The organism is Winogradskyella forsetii, from assembly GCF_013394595.1.
Classification (GTDB): Bacteria; Bacteroidota; Bacteroidia; order Flavobacteriales; family Flavobacteriaceae; genus Winogradskyella; species Winogradskyella forsetii.
The window spans coordinates 2,022,049-2,042,854 of sequence record NZ_CP053348.1 but is presented as its reverse complement, the minus strand read 5'-3'; the positions used below and the strand labels follow the sequence as shown (position 1 = coordinate 2,042,854).

Below are 20,806 nucleotides of genomic sequence, written 5' to 3'. Positions count from 1 at the left end.
TAAAAACTAAAAATTATGAAAAACTTTACATGTTTTCCAAAAGACTTAAAAAATAGATATTACGTGGGTAAAAAACAAACACTTATTTTAATAGCTCTATTTGTTTCTATTCTAGGCTATTCACAAGCTATTGGCGATACTTTTGTTGACAATTTTATAACTTACAAAGTGACTTCTCTTGCGCCAAATACACTTAGGGTTAATGACTATGACCACACTAATGGTGGTACAGATGTAGATATTCCTTCAGCAGTATCTAATAGTAGCACAAGCTATGATGTTACAAGTATTGGTAATTTAGCTTTTGAGCATAATGGTCCGGAAGGTACACGATTAACAAGCGTTGTAATTCCAAATAGTATTGTGGAAATAGGAAACAATGCCTTTAGTGCTCAGAATTTATTAACTGTTACAATACCCAATAGTGTTGTGAGCATTGGAAATTCAGCCTTTGTGAACAATGATTTAACTAGTGTTACTTTTGAAAACGGTCTGGAAAGTATTGGGGATAATGCTTTTCAAGGTAATCAAATAATAGACATTTTAATTCCAAATAGTGTTATTAGTATTGGTCAGTTTGCTTTTCAAGGCAATCAATTAGCTAGCGCTATTCTTTCCAATAACCTTACAAGTGTTGAATTTGGTACTTTTCAAAGCAATCAACTTCAAAGTATAGTAATTCCAAATAGTGTTACAAGTATTGGTAATGCTGTATTTAATGGTAATCAAATAACAAGTGTTACATTATCCAATAGTCTGTTAACTATTGGCAATGGCGCATTTCGAGATAATAACATAACTCATGTTACTATTCCAGCTAGTGTTACTGATATTGATTTTGCCGCTTTTAGAGACAACCCTTTAGCAACAGTTACTTCGCAAGGTACAACTCCTGCCACTATATTTATGCCTGGAATTAACGATTCTTTTTGGAATCGTGCTGCCATTGATTTAACCATACCGAATGGAACTTCGGCCGCATATGCTTCGGGAGGCTGGACAGGTTTTAATTCAGTTACGGAAGCTGCAGTATTAGAAGTTGGCGATACTTTTGTTGTAGATTTTATTACTTATGAAGTTACTTCTGTATTACCTGATACGGTTGAAGCTGTAGACTATAATACTGCTGGAGGCACAGTCGTTGATATACCTGCTATAGTTTCTCATAGTGTTACAACTTATGATGTTACCAGTATTGGTAGTGGTGCTTTTTCAAGCAAAAATTTAACTCATGTTATTATTCCTAATAGCATTATCAATATGAAAAATAATGCATTTAATAATAATCAATTTACTAGTATCATAATACCAGAAAGCGTCGCGAATATAGGTCCTCTTGCTTTTGGTGTGAATAATTTAAGTACGGTTGTTGTATTAGGCACTACACCGCCTAATATAACTACAGGTGGTGGTGCCGATACTTTTGCAAACTCTAGTCGCAGTAATATAAATTTAATTCTAACAGGTAATACTACTGATGAGTATGTTACTGATAGCGGTGCATTATGGACGGGCTTTAAAATGGTATTTGAGGCAACTTCTGCAACCACACTTAAAGTTTCAGATTATGATGCTGCAAATGGTACTAACGTTACCATTCCTAGCAATATTACTATTCCTTCTGTTACCGTATTTGATGTAACAGAAATCGGACAGTCCGCATTTGCTAATAGAGGTATTACGAGTGTAACTATTCCAGATAGTGTTACTAATATCGGAATTTCTGCTTTTGAACTCAATAGCTTAACCACTGTCACTATTCCAGATAATGTCACAGTTATTGGTACTACAGCTTTTGCAACAAATGCTATCACAACGCTTTCCCTAGGTAATAGTGTTGATATTATAGGCATTGGTGCTTTTGTAGATAATAACCTTACTGACATAACCATTCCAAGTAACGTAACCGAAATTGGTTTGCTTGCTTTTGGTAATAATCCATCATTGGCCAGTGTAACATCGTTGGCTATAGTACCTCCAACTATAACCACAGGTACTAACGATACTTTTATTTTTGATCGTAGCAATACTGCGCTTCAGATACCCGCTGGTACAATGGGAGCATACGTTACAGATGCTGGTGCATTGTGGACTGGTTTTAATCCTATAAGTGAGGATGCATTAAGTGTTTCGGATTTTGAAATAGCCAATGAGATCAAGACTATTACAACCACTGGTGGATTTAGAATACTAGCTTCTAGCAATAATAAATTGCAAAACTATACCCTTTATAGTATTTCTGGAGCAAAAGTCGCTACAGGTGCTGAAAGTGACATATCTACAGCTTATTTAGCTAGTGGTATTTATATTTTAAAGCTTAATTTTAGAGCTGGAATCGTTGTCAAAAAAATTATAGTTAATTAAAATGCTTAGCATCCATCGTTATAATAAAACTTTTCAAAATGACATTGACCTAATGATGGATGCCATTGCTACCGAGTTTGAATCGCCTATTTCCAGTTCAAAGAATTCAAAATCTCAAAATCTAGATGCCTGTTGGGTAGCATTTTACAAAACAGATTTAATTGGTACTATCGGTATTTTAAAAATTGATAGTGCCTTTTCTGTTATAAAAAATATGTTCGTTAAAAAAGACTTTAGAGGAAGTGTATATGGTGTTGCACAGCAACTATTGAACACTGCTTATGATTGGTGTTTGACGCAAGACATTAGCCATATGTACTTAGGAACCATGAACCAGTTTAAAGCTGCACAAAAATTCTATGAAAAGAATAGATTTGTAAAAATAGAGCTTACTGAATTACCTTCAGGATTCATAAGAAACCCAATTGATACTGTTTTTTATGTCAAGGTTTTAAATTATTCTGAGGTATGAATATATTTTATAGAAAAGGGCGGCAGATGGATATTTAAAAATTAAAACATTTAGCTATGTTATCTTGGGCGTATTATGAAAAAAAGTTAACACCAAACCATTGGGATGAGCTCTTAGCAATTTTAAACAATAACGCTACTTATTTAAAACTTTTAGAACAATCTTATGCTATCATTTGTGAGACAAAACAAGGTAATATTATAGGCATGGCATTTATTGTTCCAACAGGAAATCCTACAGAGATCTATGATGAAGCATAGTCTTATACTAGATTTGTTTTGGTCAATCCTGAGCATGCTAGACAAGGCATTGGCAGGAAGTTGACTGAAGAATGTATGGCAATTGCAAAAAGAAATAATGAAAAAATAATTGCCTTGCATACGTCAATTACAATGGAAAAAGCCAGGGTTTTATATGAAAGTTTAGGATTTGAAATCTTGCGTGAAATGGATCCTCGACTAGGAAAACGATATTGCATATACCTTTTCCGCTTATAAAAATGATCACATACCAAATTGAAAACATCTTAAACCAAAAGCGCTTGTCTTTGTTCTCAATAAACCAACCAAAAGCGAACGACCTCTTGTAGATGTCGAATAATTGAAAGTAAATTTATGGAAATGCTTTGTGTTATTGTTTTAGGATACCACAAATTATATCTTTGAGAAATTGTTGGATATCATTTAGATAAAAGAATACAAGAACCAAACCTGATGAAAATTTGTATTGCACAATCCGAATCCTTGAAAGGAAAAGTTCAACAGAACATTCAGAATCACTTACAATTAATTGAACGTGCCATAGCATTGAACTCAGATTTGATCATATTTCCTGAATTGTCCATCACAGGTTACGAGCCAAAATTGGCAAAAGAATTGGCGACGAACATAGAAAATGCAATGTTTGATCCTTTTCAAAAATTATCAGATAAAGGCAACATTACTATTGGTATAGGAATGCCAACACATGGGGTAGAAGGCCTACATATCAGCATGCTCATTTTTCAACCTGAAACGCCAAGAACGGTGTATTCCAAGCAAAGGTTACATGAAGACGAAAAACCCTATTTTGTTGGTGGCACCTATCAAACCTATTTATACATCAAAGAAACTAAAATTGCTCTTGGCATTTGTTTTGAAACCTTACAGCAAGACCATTTTTTTAATGCTGTCCAAAATGGTGCAGCGCTTTATATTGCTAGTGTAGCAAAATCAAAAGGTGGCATTGATAAAGCTTATGCTCGCTTTCCAAAAATGGCGAACAAATTTAATACACCTATCCTAATGTCTAATAGTGTAGGATTTTGTGATAATTTTTTGAGTATTGGCCGAAGTGCTGTGTGGCATCCCAATGGCGACTTAATTGCTCAACTTGACGACGACAATCAAGGCTTGTTAATCTATGATGTTGACAAAAGCACTGTAGAAATTGATCAATTTAATATCTGTATAGGGCAATTATCTGATTTAGAAGCTGTATTTCACATGTATCTTAATGGAAAGCATGATCTAGAGCGCCATGGTATTTACCAATGGACAGACCATTATCCTACAAATGCATTAATTAAAAACGATTTAAAAAAAGGAACGCTTTACATTTTGAAAAATGCCAATCTGCTAATTGGTGCTATCAGCATTAGTGAAGAACAGGAGAAGGCATATGAATCGATCACTTGGGAGTTTGATGCTACAAAAGTATTGGTAATCCATAGACTTATCGTTGACCCAAAACACCAACATAGAGGACACGCCAAAAGGTTGATGGACTTTGCTGAAAATTTCGCCAAGGAACATAATTATACGTCTATACGATTAGACGCTTATTCCCCGAACACAAGAGTCCTTAAATTTTACAAAAAGCGACATTATATAATACGTGGAAACGTTAACTTTCCAAAACGCGAACATGTTTTTTATTGCATGGAAAAGGCCTTATTGTAAGCAGGAGAATTAAGATGTTAACAACACTTATAGTTTAACCACCATTTTCCCGGAATTCTTTCCATCAAATAAATCGATGAAGGCTTGTGGGATATTTTCAAATCCTTCAACTATAGTTTCAGAATAGGTGAGTTTATCTTCTGCTAACCAATTTGATAGCGCTTTGGTGGCTTCTTGAAATTTATCTTCGTAATTAGCGACGATAAAGCCTTGCATCAGGGCACTGTTTTTAATTAAAAATGGTCTTACACTTACGCTTTTAGGCGTTTCCGTCTTATTATAGACCGCTATTGCACCGCAATTAATAGTTCTGGAAAATTTATTGATATTGAATAATACAGCATCGGAAATCTCTCCACCAACATTATCCCAATATACATCCACACCATCAGGTGCGGCTTCTTTGATGGCCGCTCTCATGTCGTCAGTTGTGTTATAGTTGATGCCTGCGTCAAACCCAAATTTAGATTTCAGCATTTCAACTTTTTCGTCCGTACCAGCGATGCCAATAACCCGAAGTCCCTTTATTTTCCCTATTTGACCGACGACACTGCCAACGGCTCCTGCAGCACCTGAAACGACCAAAGTTTCGCCTTTTTCAGGTTTGCCGATTTGGGTCAATCCGCAATAAGCCGTTAAACCTGTCATGCCCAATATACCTAAATAGGCACTCAAATCTGCTTTTGACGGATCTACTTTAGTGAGGCCTTCCCCTTTAGAGACCTGTTTTGTTTTCCAATCCAACATCCCTCTCACATGATCACCTTTGCTAAAATTGTCGTTTTTAGACTCTATGACATCAGCTATAATAAGGGAGTGTATAGGTTTTCCTAATTCGAAAGGTTCAACATACGATTTGGCATCGCTCATCCGTCCTCTTAAATAGGGATCTACAGAAACATAAAGCGTTTCTAGAATGAGTTCACCATCACTGCAACTTAGCTCAGTGTCTTCTTTTTTAAATTCGAAATCTGAAAGTGTTGGTTTGCCTTCTGGTCGGTTTTTTAATAAAATAGTATGAATCATGGTCTCGTTTTTTTTTAGAGCTGGCATACTTTTATTAGTCTATGGGAATGGTTAATTCGTAGAAGCGGAATTTAAAACTAATTAACGTTTTTGTGCAGTACTACTTTCATATTACTTGTGCATTCCGTTACTCAAAAATAGATAAAATTAAACCTATTTTCGAACCTTTAACAAAGGTTTAGGCTTGGTAAAAGGATGCTTTGACAGCTTTTATTCTAATGCCAATCTTATGGCTATCGCTAAGGGATTAAATAATATTGTTCAAATTAAAAATCAGAAAATACAGAGCTACTGTATCTTAATGGTTAATTTTTAGTATATTTATATTCAGTTAGTTACAAATATCTAAAATCTGTATTATGGCAAATTCACCCGTAGTCAATTTTCATTTTCAAGTGGACTTGGGATCTACTGAAATAGGCTTTTCAGAAGTCAGCGGTCTCAAAGCAAAAAACGACGTCCTAAAATACCGAAGTGGTGCAGATAAGGCATATAGCTGTACTAAAATTCCTGGACTTAGAAAGTATTCGAATATCGTTTTAAAACGTGGCGCATTAAAAGATGATAACGAAAATTTTGTATGGTTTAATGATGTTGGATTGGTTGCTGAACGACGGGACATAACCATTAAATTGCTAGACCATCAACATGAACCCACAATTGTTTGGCAGGTTAAAAACGCTTGGCCAGTTCGTTTTGAATTTGCAGAGCTTAACAGTATGAAAAGTGAGATTTTAATTGAAACTTTAGAACTTGCGCATGAAGGATTCGTAGTTCAACGTTTAGGTAGCTAATCATGGCACAAATCAACTATCCACCATTAAATATGCACTTTGTGGTTCATTTCAACCGAAAAGAACTTATGGCAGATATCAACTTTCAATCCGTGCAAGGACTTCAGGTTAGAGTGGATAAAACGGACGGTAAAGACCGTGTTTATTATGGAAACATCATTTTAAAACGCGCCTATGAACCCAGTTCAAAATTGGTGACATGGTGTATGGACGTTATAAAAAAAAGGCAAAAATTACCCGTAAATCTCATTGTAAAACTTCTAAATGCAGAGCATGAAATGTTAAGTGGCTGGAAAATAGAAAAAGCCATGCCAGTGGCTTGGGGCGTTGAGGAATTGCATGCCCAAGAAAGCAGAATCCTAATTGAAACTATTGAGTTAGAACCACAATATTTTTACGTTCTGGATCACAATGGAAAAATTATTGCACCTTCAAATTCAGAATAAGCATCATAAACTAGATTATTATGGCTGCCAAATATAAAGTTCCAGGTATTTATGTTGAAGAAGTCCCGAAAATTCCAAATTCAATAACCGAAGTCCCTACGGCCATTCCTGTTTTTATAGGCTATACCGAAAAAGCGCTGAGCAATGGCAGCAGTTTAAAAAACGAAGCCTTCAAAATTAATACACTATCTGAATACGAGCATTGTTTTGGTGGTGCATTCCAATCAAAATTCGATATTTTTGAACCCGAACCAAACGATTCTCGACCAACAACGCTTCTTAATGGTAAAGCTTATGTCATCGATTTTAACCCACATACCAAATCGTTTATGTATCCTAGTATCAAATTATTTTTTGCAAATGGCGGACAAGCCTGCTACATTTTATCCGTTGGAACCTATGAAGGTAAAACCCAATTAGAGGTTACTGCTGAAGAACTTTTAGGGCACACCACTGGAGGTGGACTAAAGTACCTATCAAAAGTTAGTGAACCGACCATAGTTGTGATTCCTGATGCTGTCAGCTTAGAAGACGAGTGCTTTCAGGTTTACCAACACGTTTTAACGCATTGTTATACAATGCAAAACCGTTTGGCCATATTGGATATCCATGATGGTTATAAGCCAGTATCAAATGGATCTACTACAAATGACATCATAACCAATTTTAGGACAAAAATAGGAACTAATGCTTTAAGTTTTGGAGCTGCTTATTATCCTTGGTTGCACACCGTGATTTTTGATAAGAGCAAGATTAGCTTGGAACATATTGATTTAGATTTAAAACGTCTTTCAAAATTATTGCCAGAAGCCAATGCGCGTGACATGATAAAAACCGCATTAAACTCTACTGATTTTAATGTAATAGATAAAACGCTGCATTTAGGACTTTTGGCTTCGAGTCCAACCTACCATAGTGTTATAGAAGCCATTCTTAATCTGATGAATCTCCTGCCGCCTTCACCAGCCATGGCAGGAATATACACCAGCGTTGATGCCACAAGAGGTGTATGGAAAGCACCTGCGAACGTTAGTGTGGCTTCCGTAATAAAGCCTGCGGTAAACATAACTAATAACGAACAAGCGTATTTAAACATAGATGCAGTTTCAGGCAAATCCATTAATGCTATTAGACTTTTCCCAGGTCGTGGAACCTTGGTTTGGGGAAGCCGTACCTTAGATGGCAACCATAGTGAATTTAGATATGTTAATGTTAAAAGAACGGTAATGACATTTCAACAATCTATTTCTCTGGCTTTACGTGCCTATGTTTATGAACCCAACAACATCAGCACTTGGACCAGTATAAAAAATATGATCAATAACTATCTCAACCAAAAGTGGCGGCAAGGTGCTCTTGCAGGTGCTTCTCCAAATGAAGCCTTCGGCGTTAATGTCGGATTGGCAAGTAGTATGACTAATCAGGATATTTTAGAAGGTCGATTGATAGTTATAGTTTATGTGGCGCTACTACGACCTGCAGAATTTATAATTATGAGGTTTACAGAGCACATGGTAGAAACATAAGGCTGCTATTGATATTTTAATCTTCAAGCGTTGTCATAACAGCATTTTTCTGGTTTTAAATCATTTAAATTTATTAAACTTAGACTAAAAATTCGAATTAAACCTTAAATGGTATTATATTTAGATTTTACCGAAAGTGAATCACTAAACCTAATCATCATGCTAAAAAACGTACTATTAGAACGCGACATCTACGCCTCGGAAGAACACAAAATGATGCAACAAATGATTCAGGATTTTATTCACAATGAAATGATTGATAAAACTGAAGCATGGGAAAAAGCAGGTATGGTGAGTCGTGACATCTGGGAACGAGCAGGTGAATTAGGTTTACTCTGCATTGACATACCTGAAAAATATGGTGGTAGCGGATTGGATTTTAGTTTTAGTGCGTTGTTGATTGAAGAAATGAATAAAGAAGGGATTACAGGGCCTGGCTTTTCATTGCATTCCGATATTGTAGCGCCATATCTTTTGAAATATGGTAGCGACACCCAAAAGCAAACGTATCTCCCAAAAATGGCCACTGGAAAAATGATCACCTCTATTGGCATGACCGAGCCCGATTGTGGTAGTGATCTTAAAGCCATTAGAACAACCGCAGTGGATAAAGGCGACCATTATGTAGTCAACGGACAAAAAACCTTTATTACAAACGGTTATATGTGTGATATGTCCATAGTCGCCGTAAAAACCAATTCTGGAACTGATAAGGAAGGCGTGTCATTATTGATTATAGAAACCGCTTTTGATGGTTTTACAAAAGGCGTCCCTTTCAAAAAAATTGGTTTAAAAGCCCAAGATACTTGTGAATTGTTTTTTGACAACGTCAAAGTTCCAAAGGAAAACTTGTTAGGAGAAGAGGGTATGGGTTTCAAAATAATGATGACGGAGTTAGCACGAGAACGTTTATCAGTGGCACTTGCCGCCATCGGTGGCGCAGAAGGTGCCATTGAAAAAACAATAGCATATACATCTACTCGAAAAGCGTTTAAACAAGCCATTGCGGAATTTCAGAATACACAATTCAAACTTGCTGAATGTGCAGCACAATTGCAGGTCCATCAAGCTTTTATTGATCGCTGTACGCAATTAGTTTCTAATCATCAACTGACGGCTGAAAATGCTTCCATTGCAAAATACTCGGCCACAGAAATGCATGGCAAAGTGGTAGATGAATGTTTGCAGTTGTTTGGAGGTTATGGTTATATGTGGGATTATCCCATTGCACGTATGCATACCGATAATAGGGTTGCCAGAATTTACGCAGGCACCAATGAAATTATGAAAGTTTTGATCGCTCGCGGCTTGTTTAAGGAATTATTTCAAAAGATGAGAGCCGCGGAAAAAAAGAATAACGACTAAATTAAGTTTCTGCCTCGTTTAGCAAATCTAAATCCAATTCATTAAAATTATGTGCCGCTTTAACCAAAAGGGTTGAACCAATGGATTCGAATAAATGATTGGTTTTTAAAACAAATTCGGCCTGTTTCTCAATATTGTAGTCCGGAATACCGATAATGGTCAAATTTGTAGCTTTAGATTCTTCTTCAATAATGGTGTAGAAGGTTTTTTGCTCCACAGCATTGTTAATAATCTTGATGTCCACATTGACACGCAAATCCTCAACCAAAGTCCTGATTTTAGATTCAATAATAGCGACATCAACATTGTTATTGTTTACAAAAAGTACTCTAATATTGGTACGATTCCATTTTGGCGATGCAATAATGAAGCGTGCAATATTAAGCATCATTACAGCATTTTTACTATCGGTTTCACGCCACCAGAAATCAACGGAACTATAATTCCCGAATTTTGTTTGTTGATCAAAATCCAAATACAATAAATTATAATCGAGATGCAATAAGGTTTGTGTCATCTTAGAGTATTCCGTGGAATTCTCTATACCTTTTGGCCATCCCATCATAATCGTGTTGGGTTCAACACCCGAAAACCCAAAGGTGGATGCAATATTGGTAATACCGTTATAGATATTATCCACTTTTATCTGTCGGGCAAAAATGCCAAGTTCCTGAAACTTATCATCCCTAATGATTTGATCTGTTTTCTTTAGAGGTGGTAAATTGTTTTCCTTATCTAAAATAAGTTTAAAATTGGTGACAATACCTGTACGCCCAGAAACGGTTTTGCATAATTCCAATAGATAAGATTGGTGGTCACTTTTACCACTAAACAAAATAATATTAGGGTTCCAATTGGAATTTTCTTCAATTTGGGCGTCAATTTTTTTCAGGCCTTTATTCACTACGTTTTCCCAAACGCTTTTCCACACATCATTGGATTGTAGTTTTACTTCTTTGCGCTGTAAACCAAAATACATCGCGCTTATAACGGCCAAAGCTGCTATCATTGCCATGATATCCAATTTAAACATCACAACAAAACAAGCAATGAACCCAATTAAACCAATCCATCGTTTCACTTTAAAAGAAGGCTGAAAATCAGGATTCGCCCAGCTTTCAAGAAAAAAGGAAATATTTATAAAACCATAAGCGGTTAAATAAAACATGGAAACTACGCGCGCAATGATATCTAATTCTCCAATTAGAATTCCAATTTCAGCAATAATAAAAGCCAAAAAGAGTGCATTGACAGGGTCATTATTTATGCCTTTTCCTTTACTGAACAGTTTCGGCGTCACTTTATCAATGGACATGGCCTGTAAAATTCTTGGACCACCAAGAATACCGCCTAAAGCAGAGGATAAGGTAGCGCCCCAAATTCCCGCCACAACTGCAGGAGCAAAGAGGGCTATCTTCATTAAGATATTATAATCTGTTTTTAACAAGTTTGAATCTATAGTAAATGCCATAAAAACGGCAAGTGCGATATACACCAGAAGACCAACGCCAATAGCGTATAAGGTACCTAATGGTATTGATTTTTTAGGGTCTTCCAAATCACCACTCATGGCAATACCAGCCGTAAAACCAGTAACTGCAGGAAAAAATACGGCAAATACAACTTCTAAGGGCACTGCATTTTCAGTTGAAAATAGATTTATGGAGCTTGGTGCAAATTCTGTAGAACCAAAAAATATAGAGATTAAAGAAACGATAATGGCAGCTAGAATAATGAATTGCGTTTTCAGCGCTGCGGACGTACTAATAAGCGCTAAAACTGAAAGTGACAAAAGCGCAATTGTACCTGTTAATCTTAAATCATTGATAGTTGTTCCGAATCCGAAATAGGCATTAAAACTTTCAGCAAAACCAATGAGATAAAGGGCGATTGAAAACGCAGTGCCTACAAATATGGCGATACCTATGGAGCCACCAATGGGCACACCCATACTCCGAGACAACACATAATAAATGCCTCCAGCACCAATTTTCTTATCGGTTGCTACTGAAGACACACTGAGACCAGTCGTTACTGCAATTACATGGGCGATTATGATGATGATAATGGCGCCAATTAATCCCGCATTTCCAACAACCCAGCCCAAACGCATGTACATAATAACACCAAGAATGGTTAGGACAGAAGGTGTAAAAACACCTGCGAAGGTTCCGAATTTCTTTTTTTGTGGCATTATAGGAATTTCAAGTTTTTGTAGGGCAATTTCAGGAAGTCAATATAACCATTCTTTTCAGTTTTCAAGAAAACTATACTGTATAATTCAATGGATGTATTCCAGTTGACGGTTGGTCAAGCTTTTAGAATTCTTGATTTTATATGGACGTAGGTGTTTTAAGTATTTACTTTCTTGTTTGCTCTGATTATTTCCTTTTGTTTTATATATTTAAGACTTAAAACTTTTTTGGGTTGAAATTAATAAAACAAAAAACACTTTATTTTTCTGAAGGCAATTCAGATAAAGTATATGAAGTGGATCTTTGCGAAAATCAAGATTTGTTTGTCGTAAATTTTAGATATGGTAGACGAGGAGCAAATTTGCGAGAAGGCACGAAGACAGTTTTCCCTGTAGCTTATGAGGAAGCCGAACAAGTTTTTAATAAACTGGTTGAAAGCAAAGAAAAAAAAGGCTATTTGGAAAATGATGGTCAGACCCAAAAACCGACTTCAAAACCTAAAGAAACAATTGTTAATACTGTCAGGGAAAAAACTATCTTAAAGTATTTACAACAAGCTGTTGCTAATACCTATACTAGAGATTGGAAAGTGTCTAGAATTATCCTAAGAGCAGGACAACTAAACATCATTGCAGCGGCAGATTTAATTGCGGAGTTTTTAGATTCAACCGACGAGTTTGAACAACATAACGCCATCATTATTTTAGCTTCGTTTGAAAACACTACATATACAGACCAAATTTTAAAGGTATTTAAAAAGCAAAAATTCAATACCATTTCTGGCAGAGCGGCTTGTGCTTATATTTTGAAATATGGTAATGCTGCTGATAAAAAAAATATTCATACTGAAGTTTCGAATTACGTTTCAGAAGCCATTTTTAATGAATTACCTATGCAATTCATTAATGGTAATACATTAGACCCTTCATTGTTGTATTATGCTTATATTTTTTCATATAATAATGAATCGCTACGCCAAAAATTATATCAACTAATAGATAAAATTGGATTAAAAGTCAACACCTTTAAATCGATAAGGTACATTTATAGAGCATGTCAAATCACGGATGACCTTCTGTTTTTCGCCTTGATATCCAAACGCATCGCAGTTAGCAAACCTGGTTATACGTCGGATTACGTTTATAGTAACAATGAATGGATTTCCGCTAACGAGGAGAAACAAAAAGCGAATCCATCCATAGCCTTTTCGGCAAAAACAAAGGACTATTTTAATAAGGCCACTTATAAAAAAGTTTACGACTTAAGCCATAAAAATACTGACGGCTACATAGCCTATGCTACGGAAGTCTTGTGCGCTCTAAATGATAAGGAAGATCAAACCAAGGAAGAGTTTCAATATTATTACAACTTTGATTCCTCATCTGGACGTTATGTTATGGAAAAAAGATGCTTTCCACAATATCATAACTTTTTAGCCTTAATGTATATTTTGTATGGCAATTCGTCCCGATTTCAGCATCAAAAGAACAAATGGTTTTATATAGATGAATTAGGGCCTAATGCCAATAGGGAAGAGGCTTTGTCTGAAATTTGGAACACCAAACCAGACGAAGTTTTAAAGATTGTAGCTAACGCCAAAAGTGATATCGCAGTTGAATTTTCATTACGAATTTTAAAAGATAACACTCAGTTTCTCGATGACATTTCGGATGAATTAATTACTAAATTAGTCAGCCATTATCATCCAAAAGTGTTGGATTTAATCATTGATGCTTTAGAGAAAAAATACAGAATCACACAACCCGAAGATAGTGTTGTAATCGCTTTATTAAAGTCGAAGAATGAAAAAGGCGTTCAATTAGGTCTGAATTGGTTAAAAACCTATGAACGCAATTATTTTACGACTTCAATTTTTATAGTTGAGTTGTTATTGACCGACGAAGTTGAAGTCATCACTTATTTACAGAACTTATACAAACATAGAGTTGTTTATAATTTTGCCATTCCAATCGAAAAATTAGAACCTTTGTTTTTAGAATTCAACACGTTTAATTCGGAATTTTTAAATGCTGTTAACGATTTAATTGGAAAAACCGAATTTGGTCAACTCTTAAAAGAAACACCATCAAGTAAAATCGTTGAACTATCAAATTCAAAATTAGTAAGCAATAAGTTATTTGCACTCAATTTAGCCAAACGTAATAAAGTGCCGGCTTATGAATTGTTTAAAGCGTCTTACGATGAGTATATCAACTCAGATGAAGAGGTTTTAAGGAAAGCAGGCATAGAATTGATAGCCCATTTTCCAGATGAATTTTTATTGGAAAACAAACAAGACTTGGTTGGTTTTTGCTTTTCAGAATATCGGGAAGTACGTGAAGCGATTCAACCAACCATTGAAAGGCTTGTAAAACTAGACAGTTCTTTTAAAAACAGTTTATTAAGTCAGTTGTTAATGGTCATTACCGAGGCTGAAACCTATGACGGCTTACACCAAAATTGCTATGAATTATTGACGAGATATTTTGATAAGGATTTACCTTCAATTTCAGACGAGCAAATCATGATTCTTATTCTTTCAAAATATGAATTTGCCCAAAACCTAGGCACGCCAATTTTTGAAAACCGAATAAAATTATCCTTATTATCAATGCCACAGTTGGTGCATTTAGCGCATAGTGATGTGTTTTCAATTCGAGAGAAATTACATGATTTCTTCAAGGCAAATACTTCTCGAATCAATTATGAACTGGAAGAAGCCTTACCAATATTCAATACCAATTGGCAAGATGTTATTGATTGGTCGTGTGCCTATTTTGACGCGCATATAGACCCTGAAAATTGGACAACGGAACTACTTTTGTATGCTTGCGACCATGTAAAGCCAGATGTTCAAGCTTTTGGAATGAAAATGATTACCAAATATTTTTCAGATGAAAAAGGATTGCCACTATTGTTAAAATTACAAGAACACCCTACAAAGCGCATACAATTTTTTGTGACCAATTATTTAGAGGCTTATGCTAATGGTAATCCTGAAATTATTTTAAAATTAGAACCGTATTTTAAAACGAGCTTGTTTAACATCAATTCCAACAGAACAACTAAAACAAGAATCTATACGTTTTTAGAACAGGAATCACTTAAAAACGAAGAGGTTGCCAAAATGACCGTCCGTATTATCAATTCAATTTTAGATACTAAGACTATTAAAGACAAAAGTAAGAACATTGATATTTTGTTGAAAATAGCTTTAAACTATCCAACACTAGAAGTTCCACTATTAATAAATGACATAACCAATGAAGTTTAATTACAAATACAGTGGAAAAAGTTCTATAGATAACGGATTATCGTCAACAGGAGTCAGTTTTGCGCCAGATGTATTACGTGAACCAACATATTTTGTGGGCAGTCTAGATAAAAAATTACCGTTCAGGGAAGCCATTTCGGCATTGCATAGTGTAGTTACTGCTGATTTTAATTTTCAACCCAAGGATAATTCCGAATACTTGGCTTGGTTAAAAAATCAGGAAGATGTTTGGGTTGCAGAAGCCACAGCACAATTGCCTGAATTAAAACATCAGATAGGTCAATTACAAGCAAAACTGACAAGTTTACGCTCAAAACGGGATGTCATTACTAGACCTTACTATAAGTCACAAAAAAAATATTTCAAATATTTATATACAAGAGATTATGCAGCTTGGATGGTATTAGATCCAGTCATTACAGTGCATCCAGACCAAGTTTTCTTTGAGTGTTTTAGTAAGGACGAATCCGTTTATGGCAAACTATCCTGTGGCTACAATGTGTTTAATAACATCAATGAATTCAAATGTGGTACCACTAACATTGATTATTCTCAAGGGCTTTATAATGAGTTTCAAAAAATAAGAACCTATAAGGACACCGATTTTAAAATCGACCCAAAAGGATTTGATGTAAAAACGACTGGGGAAGATAGTTATCGTGAAATAAAAATAGATTTACCAGACAGTTGGGTTCGCGGGTTTTTACAAGTCAGCTCGGCAATGACAAGCGATAAAATCGCTTTCGATTTGCACCCTATTGATATTGCTAATTTTATTTCAGTTTTAAAACGAAACAAAGAAAAAAAAGGACCTCGTGCTATTAAGTACATTTTAAAACCAGGAAAACCTATTATTGCCGTTTTTGAACCTTGGAATATGGAAGTGGAATGTTTGCAATCCATTTATGAAGGCAACGAAGAAAAAGAAATTCGGGTTTGGGGAAGACGACGTATTCAGTTATTAGAGCGTTTATTGCCCATTACCAATAAATTTACCGTGCATTTATTGGGTACAGGAATGCCATCATTTTACATCGCACATTTAGCAAACGACATGTATTTTACTTTAGGACTTTCAGGTTGGACAGCGAACGATTGGGCACAATCCACACAACTCGATTTATTGGCACCAAGAGGTCAAGTACCAGCAACCACTATGCAAACCGTGTATTTAGAATTGCGGAAGGATTGGTTTAATACCGAGAATGACATTGCCAAATCATTAAACTTAGATACCCAAACCGTAAAACAATCCTTGGTTACATTTACCCAAGCCGGTAAAGTGATTTATGATTTAAAAAATCAGGTCTATCGCGTACGGGAATTAAAACGGGAAGGTATAGATATTGAATCACTGCGATTTTCCAGTGAAACCGATAAAGAAGCTTATAAATTAATGGAAAGCGGAGCCGTTACCCATTTGAAATCCAAAGCTCAAAACGATAAAATAGAAATTACGGCTGAAGTCGCTAACAACTATAAAACCAGTGTTTCCATCAATAAAGATTTAAAAATAGTAGATGGAAAATGCACCTGTAATCACTATTATACAAATAAAATGACGAAAGGGCCTTGTGAACATATTTTAGCCACAAGAATAACATTTGATAAAAGAAATTAATATATTTAAACCTTGGTAGCAATAAGATAAAAACCTTGCATTTTGATTGGTGGATCGCCAATCTTGTTTACAGACAATGAACGCGTCACTGACTCGAACTTAACTTGTGAAATAGGTACCATAGTACTGTTTCCGGTTAGACTTCTACGAAGTGAAACAGTACTATGGTACCTATTTCACTGGAGTTGTTCAATTCAGTCTTTAGAGTCGTACGAAGGGAATTAAAATACATCTTATTGTTACCATTTTTTGTTTTTATGAGTAACTCAACAGAAAGAAGACAGGAGATTTACGATAAAATTAGGCAATCGTCTAAACACGAATACATCCTTTCAGAAATGAAACGATTAGGTTTTTGGGGCGAGGATAATGTCGATTTTGAACAAGTCAACAAATTCTTTAATGACGAAAGTGAACTTTCCAAACAGCTTAACGACTTATTAAGAAAAGAGAAATCCATCGAGGATACCGAAGCGTTTATTGCTGCTAAACATTTAGAACGCAAACGTATATCAAAAGAAAAACAAAAAGAAACCAAAGAAAAAAGAGAACAACAACGTCTCGAAAAAGCCAAACAATGGCAACTGTCCAAACTAGAGGATATTGTTTATTTGGGAGAAGGTTATTCTCATCAACTTAATGATAAAACCACTGCAGACGATCTTCTGAAAAGACAAGGCTTACCGATTTTACATTCAGCAAAAGATGTGGCCAAGGCGATGAATATTACAGTCGCTGAACTTCGTTTTTTGGCATACTCTCGTAAAAATTCAAAAACATGTCATTATAAACGCTTTAAGGTAGCTAAAAAATCTGGCGGATTTCGATTGATTTCTGCTCCAATGCCACGACTAAAAAAAGCGCAGCATTTTATTTTAGAACACATTCTAAATAAAGTAACCATGCATCCCAAAGCCCATGGTTGTGTTTTGGAAAAGTCTATTTTAACCAATGCTTTACCGCATGTCAATAAAGATGTGGTTATCAATCAAGATTTAAAAAATTTCTTTCCATCAATCACTTACAAAAGAATTAAAGGCGTTTTTAAATCCATGGGATATTCAGAGCAAGTGTCTGTTATTTTTGCCTTGTTATGTTCTGAGCCTAAAATTTTGGATGTGACCTTATTGGGTGAAAATTATTTTGCTCAACAAGGCGATCGATTTTTACCGCAAGGCTCGCCCTGCAGTCCTGCATTATCTAATATTATTTGTAAGAAGTTAGATTATCGATTAGACGGATTAGCTTCTAAATACGGCTTCATATATTCGAGATATGTTGATGATATTACATTTTCGGGACCAAAAGCTCAGTTTTCTAAAATTCCGGCACTTTTAAAATATTCGAACAAAGTTGTAAAAGCTGAAAATTTCATATTACATCCCGAGAAATTACGACTCATGAAACGTCATCAAAGACAGGAAGTAACTGGTGTTGTGGTAAACGAAAAACCAAATATCAATAAGAAATCCTTAAAACGGTTTAGAGCTTTAATATATCAGATTGAAAAAGATGGCATTGAAGGTAAAACATGGAATGGAGGCCTCAATGTATTGGCTGAAATTGATGGTTATGCTAATTTTATTTATCAGATAAATAAGGAAAAAGGCAAACCTTATAAAGAACGAGTGGCAAGCATATTAGTTGCACATAACTACAAAGAAGCGCATAAGCAGAAATACGTAAAAGCACCACCAAAGAAAGAAGGGTTTATTAAGAAGTTGTTTTCTTGGTTTAAGTTATAATAGTTGTTTTAACAAATCCTTGTTATTTCAAAGTTCGGTAATTATTAATATTCTCTGTAACTAACGTCTAAGATCTTTGTAATATTAATTGAAATACATTGAAATCTATTCATAATTGGTAAGAACTAAAAAAAACTTTCAAAGTAAAACAAATATTTAACTTGGTCTGGACATCACATTTAAAATAAGCTTCAGGTTAACCGACAATCAAAAACAAGTTCCACTGTATTTCTTTTTAAATCATTATAACCCTATTATCTTTGGTAATAGGATTTTAATATCTAATACCATTATGAGCAGAGGTTTTGTAAAGGAAGATGATCAAGAAGAAACACCGATTATACCGCCTAGGGCACCGTTGCCCGCTAGTGTTACAAATTATGTGACACCTGAGAGGATGGAACAATTATTAGCAGAAAGAACCGCTCTTGAGAGGCAGCGCCAACTGGATAAGGATATGGATGAACAACAGCGTAGGAGGGAACTCGCTGTCATTGACGGGAAATTTGCGCTTTTGCAAGAGCGAATAGCATCTGCGCGAATTCTACAATCTAAGGAACAAAATCAAGATGAAATAAGGTTTGGAGCTCATGTCACTTTAAATATGAATAAACAACAGCAAGTATTTCAAATTGTTGGCGTTGATGAAGCAGATGTAGCCCAAAAAAAATTAGCGTATACTGCACCCATGGCCGTAGCGATTACTGGAAAAAAAGTGGGAGAGACTGTAGCATTTAAATTGGGACGCGAGAATCGCACGATCAAAATAATAAAAATTCACTATACTTAAATCCAGTAAAGCTGCTTAGGTAATTCTGAGAAAATATAAGTTAATCACCTTTTTCATTCAATCTATCTTTGAATAATTTTCATTCCGCCTTAAGTCATCGGATGAAAATTCACCCATTAAATAATATTGAGCATATAATAGCATGACTATAGGTGTTAACAAAAGTTTAAACTTTTAGAAAAGTTGACATCGTGGTTTACTTTTTGCGTTATATCTATTGAAAAAGACATACTCATGAAAAAACCAAAAATTGCATATTCCATATTAGACCTTGCCTTAGTCTCTCAAGATCATTCCTTAAAACAAACATATGACGGTACACTACAATTAGCTCAAAATGCTGAGGCTTTTGGCTACAAACGTTATTGGCTTGCGGAACATCACAACGCACCAAATATAGGCAGTAGCGCGACTGCTGTGCTCATGGGTTATATAGCTCAAGGCACTCAAACCATTCGCGTAGGCTCTGGTGGCATTATGCTTCCCAACCATTCACCATTGATTATTGCAGAGCAATTTGGAACTTTAGCCTCCTTATATCCTAATCGTATAGATTTAGGGCTTGGACGAGCACCAGGAACTGACAGAGAGACGGCTCACGCCATAAGGTCAGATTTTATGCAGGCCGCACATTCCTTTCCTGCTGAATTAGAAAAGTTAGAAACTTATTTTTCCGCAGAAAACGCCAAAGCCAAAGTAAGGGCCACAGTGGCTGAAGGGGTTGATGTTCCTATTTATATTTTAGGATCAAGCACAGATAGTGCGCATTTGGCAGCAAAAAAAGGATTGCCTTACGCGTTTGCAAGTCATTTTGCCACAACCCATTTATTTGAAGCTATAAAAATTTATCGAGAAGAATTTCAACCCTCTAAAGAATTACCTGAGCCTTATGTTATGGCAGGTGTTAACGTCATTATTGCAGATACTGATGAAGAGGCTGAAAAATTAGCAACCTCATTGATAAGAATGATTGTAGGCATATTTACGGGGAAACGTGATTTTGTTCAACCGCCAACAGCAATGACTACTGACTTAAAGGAAATTATGCAACATCCACAGGTACATCAAATGCTGAAATACGCTTTTATAGGTAGTAAAGCAACCGTTAAGGCTCAGGTTAAAGAATTTATGGAACAAACTAACGCCGATGAGCTCATAGCCGTAACAAATATTTATGATGTAAACGATAGAATACATTCCTATAAACTATTTGCAGAAATTATGGAGGAATTACATTAAAATATCGAA

16 protein-coding genes are annotated in these 20,806 nt (G+C 35.5%); 14 read left to right on the top strand and 2 right to left on the bottom strand.

Annotated features, from left to right (window positions below; genetic code table 11):
* Window positions 1-15: 15 nt before the first annotated feature.
* The 5 genes from HM987_RS08865 (at window position 16) to HM987_RS08845 (ending at window position 4,776) form a co-directional block, all read left to right on the top strand.
* Window positions 16-2,364 (top strand): leucine-rich repeat domain-containing protein, encoded by a 2,349-nt coding sequence (locus HM987_RS08865; protein WP_179007188.1) that lies wholly within the window; start codon window positions 16-18, stop codon window positions 2,362-2,364.
* Between the two features lies 1 nt (window position 2,365).
* Window positions 2,366-2,836, top strand: coding sequence for a GNAT family N-acetyltransferase (locus HM987_RS08860; protein ID WP_179007185.1), 471 nt, complete (start codon window positions 2,366-2,368; stop codon window positions 2,834-2,836).
* Window positions 2,837-2,892: 56 nt separating this feature from the next.
* Entirely contained in the window at window positions 2,893-3,096 is a 204-nt protein-coding gene (locus HM987_RS08855; protein WP_179007182.1) for a hypothetical protein, read from the top strand.
* A gap of 18 nt (window positions 3,097-3,114) precedes the next feature.
* Window positions 3,115-3,333: a GNAT family N-acetyltransferase gene (locus HM987_RS19750; RefSeq protein WP_179007179.1), complete on the top strand. Its 219-nt coding sequence runs from the start codon at window positions 3,115-3,117 to the stop codon at window positions 3,331-3,333.
* 216 nt (window positions 3,334-3,549) lie between these two features.
* Window positions 3,550-4,776: a GNAT family N-acetyltransferase gene (locus tag HM987_RS08845; protein ID WP_179007175.1), complete on the top strand. Its 1,227-nt coding sequence runs from the start codon at window positions 3,550-3,552 to the stop codon at window positions 4,774-4,776.
* A 27-nt stretch (window positions 4,777-4,803) separates the two neighbouring features.
* Here the strand turns inward: HM987_RS08845 and HM987_RS08840 are convergent, their stop codons facing one another.
* Window positions 4,804-5,802 (bottom strand): NADP-dependent oxidoreductase, encoded by a 999-nt coding sequence (locus tag HM987_RS08840; protein WP_179009964.1) that lies wholly within the window; start codon window positions 5,800-5,802, stop codon window positions 4,804-4,806.
* 359 nt (window positions 5,803-6,161) lie between these two features.
* On the opposite strand from HM987_RS08840, the gene HM987_RS08835 reads away from it, so the two are divergent.
* The 4 genes from HM987_RS08835 (at window position 6,162) to HM987_RS08820 (ending at window position 9,933) form a co-directional block, all read left to right on the top strand.
* Window positions 6,162-6,596, top strand: coding sequence for a phage tail protein (locus HM987_RS08835; RefSeq protein ID WP_179007172.1), 435 nt, complete (start codon window positions 6,162-6,164; stop codon window positions 6,594-6,596).
* A 2-nt stretch (window positions 6,597-6,598) separates the two neighbouring features.
* Complete coding sequence (locus tag HM987_RS08830; RefSeq protein ID WP_179007169.1) at window positions 6,599-7,042, top strand: phage tail protein; 444 nt, start codon at window positions 6,599-6,601, stop codon at window positions 7,040-7,042.
* Between the two features lie 20 nt (window positions 7,043-7,062).
* Entirely contained in the window at window positions 7,063-8,568 is a 1,506-nt protein-coding gene (locus tag HM987_RS08825) for a phage tail sheath family protein (protein ID WP_179007166.1), read from the top strand.
* A 159-nt stretch (window positions 8,569-8,727) separates the two neighbouring features.
* Window positions 8,728-9,933 carry an acyl-CoA dehydrogenase family protein gene (locus HM987_RS08820; protein ID WP_179007163.1) on the top strand — a complete coding sequence of 402 codons (1,206 nt, stop codon included), beginning with the start codon at window positions 8,728-8,730 and terminating at the stop codon, window positions 9,931-9,933.
* Window position 9,934: 1 nt separating this feature from the next.
* Here the strand turns inward: HM987_RS08820 and HM987_RS08815 are convergent, their stop codons facing one another.
* Window positions 9,935-12,127, bottom strand: coding sequence for an amino acid permease (locus HM987_RS08815; protein WP_179007160.1), 2,193 nt, complete (start codon window positions 12,125-12,127; stop codon window positions 9,935-9,937).
* 233 nt (window positions 12,128-12,360) lie between these two features.
* On the opposite strand from HM987_RS08815, the gene HM987_RS08810 reads away from it, so the two are divergent.
* The 5 genes from HM987_RS08810 to HM987_RS08790 all read left to right on the top strand — a co-directional run bounded on the left by HM987_RS08810 (window position 12,361) and on the right by HM987_RS08790 (window position 20,797).
* Window positions 12,361-15,402 (top strand): WGR domain-containing protein, encoded by a 3,042-nt coding sequence (locus HM987_RS08810; protein WP_179007157.1) that lies wholly within the window; start codon window positions 12,361-12,363, stop codon window positions 15,400-15,402.
* The gene (locus HM987_RS08805) at window positions 15,392-17,023 is read left to right on the top strand and encodes an SWIM zinc finger family protein (protein WP_179007154.1); all 1,632 of its coding nucleotides are present in this window, start codon (window positions 15,392-15,394) and stop codon (window positions 17,021-17,023) included. Before HM987_RS08810 ends, HM987_RS08805 begins: the two co-directional genes overlap by 11 nt.
* A 164-nt stretch (window positions 17,024-17,187) precedes the next feature.
* Window positions 17,188-18,768: a reverse transcriptase family protein gene (locus HM987_RS08800; RefSeq protein ID WP_179007151.1), complete on the top strand. Its 1,581-nt coding sequence runs from the start codon at window positions 17,188-17,190 to the stop codon at window positions 18,766-18,768.
* A 292-nt stretch (window positions 18,769-19,060) separates the two neighbouring features.
* On the top strand, window positions 19,061-19,558 hold the full coding sequence (locus HM987_RS08795) for a GreA/GreB family elongation factor (RefSeq protein ID WP_179007149.1): 498 nt from the start codon (window positions 19,061-19,063) through the stop codon (window positions 19,556-19,558).
* Between the two features lie 234 nt (window positions 19,559-19,792).
* Window positions 19,793-20,797 (top strand): LLM class flavin-dependent oxidoreductase, encoded by a 1,005-nt coding sequence (locus HM987_RS08790; protein ID WP_179007146.1) that lies wholly within the window; start codon window positions 19,793-19,795, stop codon window positions 20,795-20,797.
* The last annotated feature ends 9 nt before the right edge of the window (window positions 20,798-20,806 follow it).